The organism is Paraburkholderia dinghuensis, assembly GCF_003837865.1.
GTDB classification, from domain to species: domain Bacteria; phylum Pseudomonadota; class Gammaproteobacteria; order Burkholderiales; family Burkholderiaceae; genus Paraburkholderia; species Paraburkholderia dinghuensis.
Window position 1 is genome coordinate 208,062 of the sequence record NZ_RQIS01000003.1, and the last position, 13,333, is coordinate 221,394.

10 protein-coding genes and 2 pseudogenes are annotated in these 13,333 nt (G+C 60.5%); 9 read left to right on the forward strand and 3 right to left on the reverse strand.

Features of this window, described 5'->3' with window-relative positions:
• The first annotated feature begins 117 nt into the window (after positions 1–117).
• Both D1Y85_RS05550 and D1Y85_RS05555 read left to right on the forward strand, forming a co-directional pair.
• Positions 118–849 carry a response regulator gene (locus D1Y85_RS05550; protein ID WP_124150037.1) on the forward strand — a complete coding sequence of 244 codons (732 nt, stop codon included), beginning with the start codon at positions 118–120 and terminating at the stop codon, positions 847–849.
• Positions 833–2,146 carry an ATP-binding protein gene (locus D1Y85_RS05555; RefSeq protein WP_124150038.1) on the forward strand — a complete coding sequence of 438 codons (1,314 nt, stop codon included), beginning with the start codon at positions 833–835 and terminating at the stop codon, positions 2,144–2,146. Before D1Y85_RS05550 ends, D1Y85_RS05555 begins: the two co-directional genes overlap by 17 nt.
• Before the next feature lie 158 nt (positions 2,147–2,304).
• On the opposite strand, the gene D1Y85_RS05560 is transcribed toward D1Y85_RS05555, so the two are convergent.
• Positions 2,305–2,571 carry a double-stranded DNA-specific endonuclease gene (locus D1Y85_RS05560; RefSeq protein ID WP_124150039.1) on the reverse strand — a complete coding sequence of 89 codons (267 nt, stop codon included), beginning with the start codon at positions 2,569–2,571 and terminating at the stop codon, positions 2,305–2,307.
• 517 nt (positions 2,572–3,088) lie between these two features.
• Between D1Y85_RS05560 and D1Y85_RS05565 the strand changes: the two genes are divergently transcribed.
• The 7 genes and pseudogenes from D1Y85_RS05565 to D1Y85_RS05595 form a co-directional block, all read left to right on the forward strand.
• Positions 3,089–4,852: an ABC transporter permease gene (locus D1Y85_RS05565; RefSeq protein WP_124150040.1), complete on the forward strand. Its 1,764-nt coding sequence runs from the start codon at positions 3,089–3,091 to the stop codon at positions 4,850–4,852.
• Between the two features lie 22 nt (positions 4,853–4,874).
• Positions 4,875–6,224 carry an ABC transporter ATP-binding protein gene (locus D1Y85_RS05570; protein ID WP_124150041.1) on the forward strand — a complete coding sequence of 450 codons (1,350 nt, stop codon included), beginning with the start codon at positions 4,875–4,877 and terminating at the stop codon, positions 6,222–6,224.
• Positions 6,225–6,260: 36 nt separating this feature from the next.
• A pseudogene (locus tag D1Y85_RS05575) lies at positions 6,261–6,470 on the forward strand (IS3 family transposase); the annotation flags it as partial.
• A gap of 667 nt (positions 6,471–7,137) precedes the next feature.
• Entirely contained in the window at positions 7,138–9,807 is a 2,670-nt protein-coding gene (locus D1Y85_RS05580; protein WP_124150042.1) for a type VI secretion system Vgr family protein, read from the forward strand.
• Positions 9,807–10,676: a hypothetical protein gene (locus D1Y85_RS05585; protein WP_124150043.1), complete on the forward strand. Its 870-nt coding sequence runs from the start codon at positions 9,807–9,809 to the stop codon at positions 10,674–10,676. The genes D1Y85_RS05580 and D1Y85_RS05585 overlap by 1 nt, the downstream gene beginning before the upstream one ends.
• 79 nt (positions 10,677–10,755) lie before the next feature.
• Positions 10,756–11,913 (forward strand): glycosyl hydrolase, encoded by a 1,158-nt coding sequence (locus tag D1Y85_RS05590; RefSeq protein ID WP_124150208.1) that lies wholly within the window; start codon positions 10,756–10,758, stop codon positions 11,911–11,913.
• Positions 11,914–11,959: 46 nt separating this feature from the next.
• A pseudogene (locus D1Y85_RS05595) lies at positions 11,960–12,145 on the forward strand (transposase); the annotation flags it as partial.
• A gap of 47 nt (positions 12,146–12,192) precedes the next feature.
• Here D1Y85_RS05595 and D1Y85_RS05600 read toward each other — a convergent pair.
• Positions 12,193–12,732: a hypothetical protein gene (locus D1Y85_RS05600; RefSeq protein ID WP_124150044.1), complete on the reverse strand. Its 540-nt coding sequence runs from the start codon at positions 12,730–12,732 to the stop codon at positions 12,193–12,195.
• Complete coding sequence (locus D1Y85_RS05605) at positions 12,729–13,253, reverse strand: hypothetical protein (protein WP_124150209.1); 525 nt, start codon at positions 13,251–13,253, stop codon at positions 12,729–12,731. Before D1Y85_RS05605 ends, D1Y85_RS05600 begins: the two co-directional genes overlap by 4 nt.
• Positions 13,254–13,333 lie beyond the last annotated feature (80 nt).

Here is a 13,333-nt window from a genome sequence, read left to right on the forward strand (position 1 = left end):
ACGCAGGATGCCTCAGTCATTACGCGACATTACGAACGCCTTTCGCAGTAACACCTGGTAACCCAAAGTGTCTACCGGTAAGGAAACGGCCTGCTCGCGCGCGTTACACTTCGTGCCATGGCTACTCAAATCCTTGTCGTCGATGACGACCTCGAACTACGCGACCTGCTGCGCGACTATCTGGCGCGGCAGGGCATGGAAGTATCAGTACTGCACGACGCGGGATCGCTCGAGCGGCGGCTCGAGCGCGAGCGTCCCGATCTGATCGTCCTCGACCTTATGATGCCAGGCGTCGACGGCCTCACCGCGCTGCGCAAGCTGCGTGCGTCCGGCGACGATATCCCCGTCATCATGCTCACCGCCCGCGCGGACGACGTGGACCGCATCGTCGGCCTCGAACTTGGCGCGGACGACTATCTCGGCAAACCGTTCAACCCGCGCGAGCTGCTCGCGCGCGTGCAGGCCGTGCTGCGCCGCCGCCGCACGCTTGCGTCGGCTGCGGCGCCCGAGCAGCGCGAGCCGTTCGCTTTTGGCCGCTTCATACTCGATTTCCAGTCGCGCACGCTGCATCAGGAGGGCAAGCCCTTGATGCTGTCAGGCAGCGAGTTCGCGCTCCTGAAGATTTTCGTGAATCACCCCATGCGCACGCTCACGCGCGAGCGGCTGCTCGAACTGCTACACGGCCCCGAGTACGACGGCACCGACCGGGGCATTGACGTCCAGGTCTGGCGTCTGCGTCGCATCCTCGAAACCGACCCGTCCACGCCACGCTTCATCCAGACCGTGCGCGGTCGCGGTTATGTGTTTGTGCCGGACGGCGAGCAGGGTAGCCATGCGCCGGCCGTTTGACTCGCTGTTCGGGCGGCTCGCGCTGCTTTTCATCGGCGTGCTGCTGTTGTCGCACGTCGCGTGGTTCGCGCTCATGCGCCTCGAGCGCAGCCAGATGCAGACGCGCTATGCCGTCGAGGAAGCGGCATTCCTCGTCGACGCGGTGCGCCAGCACGTCGAGCGCACACCCGACCAGCCGTTGCCGTCGCGCGTGCAACTCGTCGAGGGGGACAGCGCCGATGTGCCGACCACTAGCGCCAGTACTCCGGAACCACTGCGCCGTTTCGTCGACGATGTGCGCGAGCGCATGCCGCCCGGCTCCGACGTGCGCGTCGGGCCGCCTGGCCGGCCGCCCACGCTTTGGGTGCGCGGTCCGCAGGACGCGCGCTGGATCGTTGTGCCGATGCAGCCGATCCGCATCATGCGGCCGATCGACAAGATGATTCCGTGGTTCGTCATCATTTTTTCGGCAGCGGTGATCGCCGCGCTCGTGGCCGCCTGGATGCTGCAGAAGCCGTTGCGCTCGCTGGCGCAGGCCGTTGTCGGCTTCGGACGCGGCGAGCCGGTGCCACCGGTGCGCGAGCAGGGGCCGCGCGAACTGCGCACGCTGACGCGCGGCTTCAACCAGATGGTGAAGGAAGTGGAGCGTACCGAGCATGATCGCGCGGTCATGCTGGCGGGTGTCGCGCACGACCTGAAAACGCCGCTCGCCCGGCTGCGTCTGCGCGCCGAACTAATGGACGAAGCGACGGCGCGCGCCGGGGTCGTGCGCGACGTCGAGGCGATGGCGCATATCGTCGACCAGTTCCTCGTGTTCGCGCATGACGGCGCGGACCGCAGCGAGCCCGTCGAGGTTGACGAGCAGTGCGAGCGCATCGTGCGCAACTTCCGCACGTCGGACGAGGCCACAACAATCCAGATGCGGCTTTTGGCCGGCAGCGACTTCAGGCTGCCCGCTGCGACGCTCGAGCGTGTGGTGTCGAACCTGCTCGATAACGCTTACGCCTATGGCGCACCCCCGGTCGAAATCGAGACCGCGCGCGGCGCGGACAGTTACACGCTGACCGTGCGCGATCACGGTAAGGGTATCGATACGCAGGACCTGACGCGCGCGAGCCGGCCGTTCGTGCGGCTCGATCCGGCGCGTGGGGGCAATGGCCACAGCGGTCTGGGTCTCGCGATCGTGGAGCGGCTGGTGCGCCGGGCGGGCGGGGAACTGCGGATTGGTAACGGCGAGGACGGCGGACTTGCGGTTCAGATGACGTTCCCGTTCGAAGTGGTGCAGCGCACCGTCGACGAAGCGGCCAACGCGTGGTGACGGGCCGCGGGGCGGGATTCAAGCGCGTTTTCTGATTCGCAACCGGCAAGCCGCTGATTCGGGGCCTGGATCAACCGATGCCGGCGGGCCGTGGTGCGGTCCGGCTGGCCGTGCCGCGCGAACACCGGTTATCGGCCATGCCTCGCGCGAATGCGCGCTTACTCGGAGAAGAGCGTGTCGAGCGCGGCGGCGGCCTCGCTGTCAACGGTGTTGTACGTGACGCTGTCGGCCTCGAAGATGTAGTGCGTCGTGTACTTGCCGAGGCGCGTCAGAATCTCTTCCTGAATCAGCTCGGGTGCGACGTCGAGCTTCAGGTACCACGCGGTCGATGACAGGCGCGTCTGGAACGCGCCATATTCGACCATCAACTGGTCGAACGCGTGAACATCCTGATCGCGGCAGACGATGACCAGATTTCCCTTCATGCAAGCCTCCAGATTGAGCGAAACAATACGGTGCCGTTGATGGGGTGCGTCGCATGGCGCGGCGCATGCGTCCAACCGATGATACCGCGTTGTCCCGCGCAACCTGCGTGGGACTCGCTGTGCTCGTGCGCCGGATTGCGGGTCAACCATCGCGACCCGGCGGCGCCTTGGGCTGGTATAGCCTCGCAGCGGCCGCATTCGCTTAACTTCGCCATGTAGCGCGAGCGCTGGCGCGCCGGCTGGCGGATCACCGCGGTGAGGTTGTGCCTGTCACACAGGTTGTAGTAGTGTCGTCCCGTTCAAATCAAGGCAAACCGGCAAAGGTCGCTGCTGGCCCGGACATGCACTGCTGGAGCGGTGGACCTGGGCGGTACAGGCGGTGGCAATGCCGCCGACGTCTGATCAACGCCAACGAGTCTCTTCATCCATGCGCCTTGTCCCCTTCAATTTGGCCCTCGCGGGTCGCGTGCCCCAATTCGACGCGTATTGCATGACGCTTAGCGGGGAGGGCACCTGAATGGACTTCGGCTTCAATCTGAACCGCACGGCCAACGCTTCGGCGTGGCGCGTGCTGCCCAATCGCTGGGACTTCGTAGCGTTCCCGCTGATCATTTGCCTGATCGCGATGGGGGCCATTGGCTTTCATCAGACGATGGCGCCCATTTCGACGCTCAACGCCGAGGCCATTTCGCTCGATCCGCGGATGTTGCCCGAGTACGCCATGCGCACCACGCTGCGCATGCTCGCGGCGATGGTCGCCTCGCTGACCTTCACGCTGGTGTATGGCACGCTCGCCGCAAAGAGCCGCCGCGCGGGCCAGGTGCTCGTGCCGATCCTCGACATCCTGCAGTCGGTGCCGGTGCTCGGCTATATCTCGTTCACGGTGACGTTCTTTCTCGCGCTGTTTCCGTCGCGCGTGCTGGGCGCCGAACTCGCGGCGATCTTCGCGATCTTCACGAGCCAGGCCTGGAACATGACGTTCAGCTTCTACCAGTCGCTGCGCACGGTGCCGCGCGATCTGGATGAGGTGTCGAAGGGCTTTCACCTGACCGGCTGGCAGCGCTTCTGGAAGCTCGAAGTGCCGTTCTCGATGCCCGGCCTCATCTGGAACATGATGATGTCGATGTCGGGCGGCTGGTTCTTCGTCGTCGCCTCCGAGGCGATCACGGTCGGCAACAAGACGATTACGCTGCCGGGCATCGGCGCGTACCTCGCACAGGCCATCTCCGACAAGAATCTCGGCGCCGTGGGCTGGGTGATTCTCGCAATGACGGTCGTGATTCTTGCGTACGACCAGTTCCTGTTCCGTCCGCTCGTCGCCTGGGCCGACAAGTTCCGCATGGAAACCACGAGTTCGGGCGATGCGCCCGAGTCGTGGCTGCTCGACCTGATCCGCCGCACGCGCCTGATTCACCGCCTGCTCGTGCCGATGGGCTGGTTCCTTTCGAAGGCTGCACGTGTGCCGATCAAGCTGCCCTCGTTTCCCGTGATCGAGCGCGCCGCGCCTGTTGCACCGGGCAAGGGCACCCGGCGCTCGCGTGTCGGCGATGTAGTCTGGGCCGTCTTCGTGATCGTGCTGACCGTCTTCGTGGTGTGGCGCGTCGTGGCCTACGTGCGCACGGGCGTGACGCTCGACGACGTTGGTCACGTGCTCGTGCTCGGCCTCATCACACTGTTGCGCGTCGTTCTGCTGATCGCGATCGCTTCGGTGATCTGGGTGCCGCTCGGCGTGCTGATCGGCTTGCGTCCCGCGCTCGCCGAAAAGATCCAGCCGCTCGCGCAGTTCCTCGCCGCGTTTCCGGCGAACCTGCTGTTTCCGGTGTTCGTGATCGCGATCGTGCGGTTTAATCTGAACCCGGATATCTGGCTCTCGCCACTGATCGTGCTCGGCACGCAGTGGTATATCCTGTTCAACGTAATTGCGGGCGCGACCGCGTATCCGAACGATTACAAGGAAGCCGCCGCGAACTTTCGCATCCGCGGCTGGCAGTGGTGGCGCCAGGCGATGCTGCCCGGCATCTTCCCGTACTACGTCACTGGCGCGATCACAGCGTCGGGTGGCGCGTGGAACGCGAGCATCGTCTCCGAATTCGTCCAGTGGGGCGATACGAAGGTTGAGGCGCACGGGCTCGGCGCGTACATCGCACAGATGACCGCCGCCGGCGACTTTCCAAAAATCATTGTGGGCATCGCCGTGATGTCCCTGTTCGTCACGCTGTTCAACCGCGTGCTCTGGCGCCCGTTATATGCTTACGCCGAAGCGAAGCTCCGGCTCGACTGATTGAGAATCGAAGGCAAACACGATGCAAAACCCCAAGACTCTGAGTGCCGCACACGGCGACGTACAAACGCACCCCGTCCCGCCCCGCGTCGGCGAGGAAATTCTGCGCGTGCAGAACGTGTGCCGGGGCTTCAACAAGTCCCAGGGCGAACTGCTCGTACTCGACGACGTGAACCTCTCGCTGCGCGAAGGCGAGATCGTCGGGATGCTCGGCCGCTCGGGCTCGGGCAAGTCGACGCTCCTGCGCATCATCTCGGGCCTCATCGAGCCGACCGATGGTCAGGTCGAATGGCTCGGCAAGCCGCTCGAAGGCCCGGCCGAAGGTGTCGCGATGGTGTTCCAGACCTTCGCGCTGTTTCCGTGGCTCACCGTGCTGCAGAACGTGGAAGCGGGTCTTGAAGCGCAGGGCGTGGGCGCGCGCGAGCGCCGCGAACGCGCGCTGGCGGCGATCGACCTGATCGGTCTCGATGGATTCGAGAACGCTTATCCGCGCGAACTTTCGGGCGGCATGCGTCAGCGCGTGGGTTTCGCGCGTGCGCTCGTCGTCGATCCGATGTTGATGCTGATGGACGAACCGTTTTCGGCACTCGACGTGCTGACCGCTGAAACACTGCGTACCGACCTGCTCGATTTATGGACGCAAGGCCGCCTGCCGATCAAGTCGGTGCTGATCGTCACGCACAACATCGAAGAAGCGGTGTTCATGTGTGACCGCATCGTCGTGCTGTCGTCGAATCCCGGTCGCGTCGTCGCCGAGATCAAGGTGCCGTTCAAGCATCCGCGCAATCGGCTGGATCCGGCGTTCCGCAAGCTCGTCGACGACATCTACGCGAAGATGACCGCGCGCCAGACCGGCGAAACGACGAAGAAGGGGCTGGAACTGGGCAGCTGGTTGCCGCGTGTGTCCACCAACTTGATGGCCGGTCTCATCGAGACGCTGGCGGCCGCGCCGTACCACGGACGCGCCGACATGCCGGAAATCGCGCGCTCGCTGCATCTGGAAGTGGACGACCTGTTCCCGATCGCGGAAGTGTTGCAGAACCTCGGCTTCGCGGACGTGCGCGAAGGCGACGTGCTGCTCACGCCGCCCGCGCGCGTGTTTGCCGAGTTCGGCACGCAGGAGCGCAAGATGATGTTCGCGGAGCACCTGCTGCGTCACGTGCCGCTCGCGGCGCGGATCAAGAAGGTGCTGGGCGAGCGTCCGGGCCACCGCGCACCGCGCGTGCGTTTCGAGCAGGAGCTCGAAGACTCCCTCTCCGACGGCGCCGCCGAGGAAACGCTCGATACCGTGATCGACTGGGGCCGTTACGGCGAAATCTTTTCGTACAACGACCAGTCGGAAATATTCAGTCTCGAGGACGTGGAGACCTGACGTCTTTAGGTGGACGTACGTTGGTTGATATCCGTTACGAGTCGTCGCGGGAACTGTCGCGACAATGCCATGGCGGAAAGCTTCTTCAGTGCGCTGAAGAAGGAACGAATCAAACGGCGAATCTGTCCGACCCGGGCGATGGCAACCACCGATGTGTTCGATTACATTGAGATGTTCTACAACCCCATTCGCCAGCACGGTTTTGCTGGCGACCTGTCACCTGTAGAGGTTGAGCACCGCTATGCGCTAAACGGCTCGAAGATGTCTACGAAAGGCTGGCCGGTCCACCGTGATATTCATACCCAGGCGTCTGATGGATCAAGGCTCGTGCATACCTATAAATGAGATTCCGTATCGGAGTCATTCTGCAGCGAGGCCACGGTCCATTTCCTCGGCATGAATTCGATTTCCGAAATAAAAAGATCATCGCGCGAACACGACGCCAAAAAAGATTCTGGGTCAACGGGGATTTCGCCAGAATATGATCGCTGCTGATACGCGGTGACGATTGAAATCTAACCCGACGAAAAGAAAGAATGTCTACGAGAAGTCCGATTGCAATAAAAAAGAAATCTATTACAACGATTCAGGTGTAAACCCACCGCACGTGGGTAATTCCCCCTGGACATGTTGGACACCCCGGACACAGCCTTAATTCACAACGCTTGAAAATGTCTGACATACGGGGCAGCTGTGGATGCGGATGCTCTGTCCCGAACAGTGGCGTACGAACGACCTTGCACCCGTTCCATGAGTCGAGAAAAACTTTCTCGTTATTCGATTCGCATTAGTGAGTGACAGAGTTAATTTCCGGAATTGATTTTCTTGACATTTTATGACTGGCCGATTCTTTTAATGGCTCGTAAGATCGCGCTTATGCGCGCGAGCGCGATAGCCAACAAGAAGAGGCGGCATGAGTGCGCAGGACATTATCGGGGCAATAATTGGCGGACTCATCCAGAGTGACCGCCTGCTGAAGCTGGATACTTCACTGGGAAATGACGTCCTGGTGGCCCAGCGCATGGTTGGTCATTCACGAATTGGCCACCATTTTGAATTCACCGCCGATGTCGTATCCGCGTCCGACGCCATCGAACTCAAGAAACTGATCGCGCAGCCCGTTACGCTTTGGATTCAGCAACGCGATAAATCGTATCAGCCTCATCACGGCTACGTGCATACCGCACGGCGACTTGGGTCGGACAGTGGCCTCACGAGCTATCAGATCGGCTTCGCATCATGGATGCACTTCCTGCGCTTTCGCAAGGATGCGCGAATCTGGCAAGACAAACCGGCAGACACAATCCTGGCGGATGTATTCAACATGCACCCACATGCACAGGGGGCATTTCGCTTCGCACTGAGCAGGCCCTGCCCCTCTCGTTCGTTCTGCATGCAATACGAGGACGACTGGAATTTCGTCCACCGCATCATGGAAAGCGAAGGCCTGTTCGGCTATTTCGAGCAGGGAAGCGACGGCAAGTGGCATACGCTCGTCGTCACGGACAGCCTCGACGCGTTCCCGCCGCTTTCACCGCAGGCGGTTGAGTTTTACCGTGCAGGCATCAACAGCGAAACCGATACATTGGTGCAGTGGTCAGGCACGCGAACGCTACAGAGCACGACGCTCACGACCCGCACCTTTGATTACAAGGCACCGGCCTCGCCTGCCAATCCCAAGGGCACGAACATCCCCACGCATCCCACACAGGGCGATCTACCCCAGCAAGCCGAAGTATATGAATACACCGGGGCCTATACCTACCGCAGTCAGGACCGGGGCGACGCACTTTCGAAAATCCGCATGGAAGAATGGGAATCGCGCGCAAAACGATTCTTCGGCTCAGGTGGGCTGCGGGGTGCGGATGCCGGCCGCTGGTTTGAACTGGACGATCACCCCGGGCATGCCACTGATCGCCGGCAAAACCGCCAGTTTGCCATTCTGGAAACCGCATGGTGCATCGAGAACAATCTGCCGGTATCCAGCCAGGTCGCGGATTACCCGCATAGCCTCAAAGACAAGTTGGCGGATATCAAAGCCAACCAGACCGGCGAGAAAGTCGCTCACGCTGATGGCAGTGAAGGCTTCTTTCTCGTTCAGATTGAAGCCCAACGCAGAATCGTGCCGTACCGTAGTCCGTTTGAGCATCGCAAGCCCGCGATGCATCTGCAAACAGCTATCGTCGTTGGCCCAGCAAAGGAAGAGGTCTACACCGACTCGTTGAACCGCATCAAGGTGCGCTTCCATTGGGACAGGCTCAATGATGGCGATGAACGAGCATCGTGTTGGGTGCGTGTCGCCATGTCCGATAGCGGTGCCGGATATGGCAGCGTGCACGTGCCACGGGTCGGCGAAGAAGTCCTCATCAGTTGGGTCGATGGCGATTGCGACAGGCCCGTGGTAACAGGCAAGGTCTACAACGGCCGGACGCAACCGCACTGGCATTCCAATGGTTTGCTCTCGGGCTACAAATCGAAGGAATATCAGGGCAGCGGCTACAACCAGATGGTACTGGACGACTCGACAGGCCCGAACAGAGTCCAGCTGTACTCATCGAGCACGAATGCCCAGCTACACCTGGGCTACCTCATCGACCAGTCCGGCAACACGAGGGGAAGTTATCTTGGTAGCGGCTTCGATCTGAAGTCCGACGCCTATGGTGCAGTGCGTGCGGGTCAAGGCCTGTATGTCGCCACGTATCCGGCGACCAGCCAGCAGATGGACGCGAGGCAAACAACCCAGCAACTGGTGAATTCCGGGAGCGTGCTTGTAGCAATGTCGGATGCGAGCACCACGCATCAGGCGGAAAGCCTCAAGGATGGCTACGACTCGTTGAAGTCGTTCACGGATGCGACACAGAACAGTGTCTCGGGTTCATCATCGGGTGGAAAGACGGCGGGTGGTGGAACGGGAAATGCCAATGCGTTCAAGCGGCCCGTGATGCTGTTCGGTAGCCCATCGGGCATTGCTCTGTCCACGCAGCAATCCGTTCACATCGCCAGCGACGAACAGACCAACTTCATCAGCGGACAGAGCACCCATATCGCAACCGGCAAGTCGCTGATCGCAAGCGTCGCGGCGAAGCTCAGCTTTTTCGTGCAAAACGCCGGTATGAAGCTGTTTGCGGCGAAGGGCAAGGTGGAAATTCAGGCCCACTCGGACAACATCGAGTTGACCGCACAGAAGAGCGTAAAAGTATTGTCTGCAACGGACAAGATCGAGGCGGCTGCGAAGCAGGAAATCCTGCTGACATCGGGCGGTGCGTATATCCGCGTCAAGGACGGCAACATCGAGATTCATGCACCTGGCAAGATCGACATCAAGGGTAGCCAGCACTCGTTCGCAGGCCCTGCACAATTGTCGAGCACGCTTCCTGCAATGCCCGGTTCAGAAGGTAACTACGATCAAGCGTTTATTGCACATTGGGCTGGCACGGATATCCCTGTAGCCAACGCCAAATTCCAGATGTTCTCAGATGGCGAGCTCATTTCGCAGGGCGTCACGAACGAACTCGGCGAGACAGGACTGACACAAAGTCACGTGCCGAAAAATGTGGTGATTAAATTCCTGGAGAACCATTGATGACTGACAAGCAGGATACCGTTCTGGGTACGGGATCGGCAATGTTAACGCCGAGCGGCTACCAAGTCCGGCCAAAGGTTGCGCTCAGCACCTGCAACCAGATAGTGCCGCCTGCGGCATCTGCGATTATCGGAAAATGTCCGTATTACTACCAGCCACTGCACGGCGAATATCTTGAAACGGTAGAAAAGGTCAGCGTTTCTAGTGCATGGGAAACAGTGAAGGCTTTTGCAACCTCGTGGGATCCGTGGAAAGACAAGGAGGTTGCGCGCCGTTTGTTGCATCGTCGAGAGCAGCTAATCGCACCCGAGAGCACCGATTCCGACTGGTCACGTCATGGCAACTTCATGATGCGACACATCGGGTGCGGGCATAAGCCACCTTCTTACTATGTCAGCTATGGGTACTACTACTGCTCGAACTACGGAGCGAAGCTGTATCCGAAGTTGAGCCCGCGGGGGAAAGCGTGGCTCAAGAGCGCTAGATGGTTCCTTCAGGCAAACATGGAAGACGGGCTGAAACAGAACATGAAGGGAAATCAGATCCAAATGAACAGTCGGAAGCCTGGAAATGGCAGCTTCCAAATGACCGTGCCACGGTATGAACTCGAACTTAATGACGACACATTCAAAACTTTCGCATTCAAGACCCATCCGTTGGCTTATCTGGACGCCGGTCTTGCGGACCTTCCGGATTGGAATTGGGATCTGGTAAGGATTATGGGGCAGCCGAACATCCAGGAGTGGGGTGATGCGCGAACTTGGGAGCAGGCTGTCGATTGCGGTATGGTGGTTTTGCCGAAAATGATTAACAACTCCGACATCGATGACCCCGTCGGCAAAGCACTCGGTCGCCTGTTGGCAAAGTGATATGCAAAAAGCGAAAGGTTGGAAAATTACAGTTGGCGGCCTCGCGCTCCTGGCCGCTGTAACCTACGGATATCAGAGCATGGCGACAGGTTGGACAACGATTACGACCACTTTTTCGAAAAGTGACAAACCCTATGGTGGTGGGGACTTTCGTATCCGTGGGAACCAGGTGCTTAGCATGAAGCTTGCTCGCCCAGAAATCACATTTAAGCCAGCAAGCCAATCGAAGGACCCGGACGTGGCAGAGCCAACGGAAGCATGGATGAACGACTCAAGTGAGCGGTTAAATCGATCAACCGTGAATTTCCTGCGGGGGACTATCGAAGGTGGGTTGAAGCGGACGTTTCAGCAACGAGGTCAGGATGCCGCATGGTGGTATTCAAAGGACTGGAGAACGGTATATGTCAGCACCGGCTGGATGGACTACAACACACCAGATTCCCCGGGCAGCTTCACACCGCAAATTACCAAACTCTGGCGTTCCAGCGACGGAGGCCAGACCTGGACGCAACTAAACTGGCAAGAAGATCGCAACATCGGGCAATTGCTGTTTCTTGATTCGCAACGTGGCTATGCAGTTGGGTGGGGGCCTCACGTATGGCGAACTGCCGATGGCGGGCAGTCGTGGCATGAAGTCAAAGTGCCGCCGCTCGCCAATGCCGGCAATCCTCGCAAGACCTTTGACGGCGTAAATCTCAGCCCCGATGGCGTGCTGCGTGTTGCCTACTATGTTGAGCAATTGGGCGAAATCAAGACATCGAGTCTTGTCTATCGCATTAACTGGAGTCAGTCGGAGTTTGAGCGGGATGTCGTTCTACCACATCAAACTGTTGTCGACCTCCAATCTTCCCCGGATACGACAGGACGCTATTCCTTGTATGCGTTGTCCAGATTGGGTGCGCCGCGTAACTGGGATGACCCGAACGACAAGGGACATCGCACCGGAGCGCTCTCGGCATGGACTGGTGAGTTGCGAACCAGTGTTCAGCAGTTGCACACCTTCGACGACCATCTGATGTTTGATGGCCTCAGCGTGGGTAAGGAAGGTGTGCTGCTAGTCTATGCGACGGATGCCAGTGGCGATGGCGCTCCACGCGATCTCACCTTCCTCAGCAAGGATTCCGGAAAATCGTGGAAAGAGTTGAACGATGGGGCTGCTCAAGGCGGATATTTTGATCCCGAGACGAACACCCAATATGCGCTGTTCGCCTATACGCTGAAGAAACGACAGCTCTAAAGCCTGCCAGGCACTTTTTGTCAGGGTTCGGAAATGTAATGGCCTAATGAAACCGGACACTGATTCAGGCGAGAATGCTCGGCATGAAGAGGTGTCTGATGACCAGGCGACGTCGTTTTCCCCGGAGTTCAAGCAGCAGGCCGCATGTCCGGTGCTCGATCAGGGCTATAGCTATATAGAAGCCAGTCGTTCGGTCGGCGTCGGCGAGTCGGTTCTGCGTCGCTGGGTGCAGTTCACTCGCGACCGTTTTTCTTTCACCCTCGTGCCGCGAAAACGCGTTTACTGGAGCGTTCCCCAGCGCTCGACAGCCGGTTCCGCCGATGCCCATTGCCAGCCGCGCGCGTCGCGGCAAGCGCTGGCGGTGAACCACTGCGTGCTTGCGTCGGCTGCATCGCCGTCCTGCACCGAGAACACGAACTCCTTGCACAGTGCGAGCGCCGACGCAAATGCACGCGTCACACGCACTTCGCCATGACCGTTTTCGATCGGGAGCGTGTGCTTGATGCGCCAGCTATCGCTGCCGCCGACCGGCAGCCGACCGGCGGTTTCCGCGATCAGTTCCTGCTGGTCGGCATGGATGTTCTTCATGACGCGCTTGACGGCTTCGTCGGTTGCGGCTTGAACGGCGATACCTACGCCCACACCAACCGCAGGGTTCGCCGTGACGATGCCCGTCGCGGCTGCCGCTGCGGCGCCACTCGCTGCGCCGATCGATGCGCAACCACTCATCGCGAGCGCCGTGAGCGAGCACAGCACGGCGAGGGCAACGAGCCGCGCAGGCGATGTGCGGCGCGCAAACGCACCAGTGCGCGCGCTCATTGCAGCGCGCCCCAGCGATCGGTGGCGGGTTCGGCCGACGCCCATTTCCACGCGCTGCCGTCGCGGCAGACAGCGGCCACGTAGAACGCGCTGGCGGCCGCCGCTTCCTTCGTCGCATCGCGATCGACCGAGAAGACGATTTCCTTGCAGTCGAGCGCGCCGCTGCTGATCGTGCGGCTCACGGTGACGCGGCCATGCTCGTCGTCCTCGATTGGAAACGAGTGCGTGATGGACCACGGCGCGACGCCGCCGACGTCGAGCGAACCGGCCGCCTTCGCGATGCTGTCCTGCGTGTTGCGGTGAACGACTCGTTCGGAGTACTGCACGCCTGCTTTCGCGGCGGCCACGGCGCCAAGACCGATGCCTGTCGCGACGGCGGCGTTGTTCGTGACCTTTGCAGCGATGGCGGCACCGGCAATGCCCGCGCCGGTCTGCGCGCCTTCCGAGTAAAGCGAGCCGCATGCCGAGCAGGCGAGGCTCAAGACGGCCATCAGCGTGAGCGTCGCCGCGGCTTGCAGCATGCGGGATGAGGGTGTTGTCGCGACGGAGGGGGGGAATCGGTGGGCGGCGCTTCGTTCTTGCATGTCGTATCCCTGCTGCC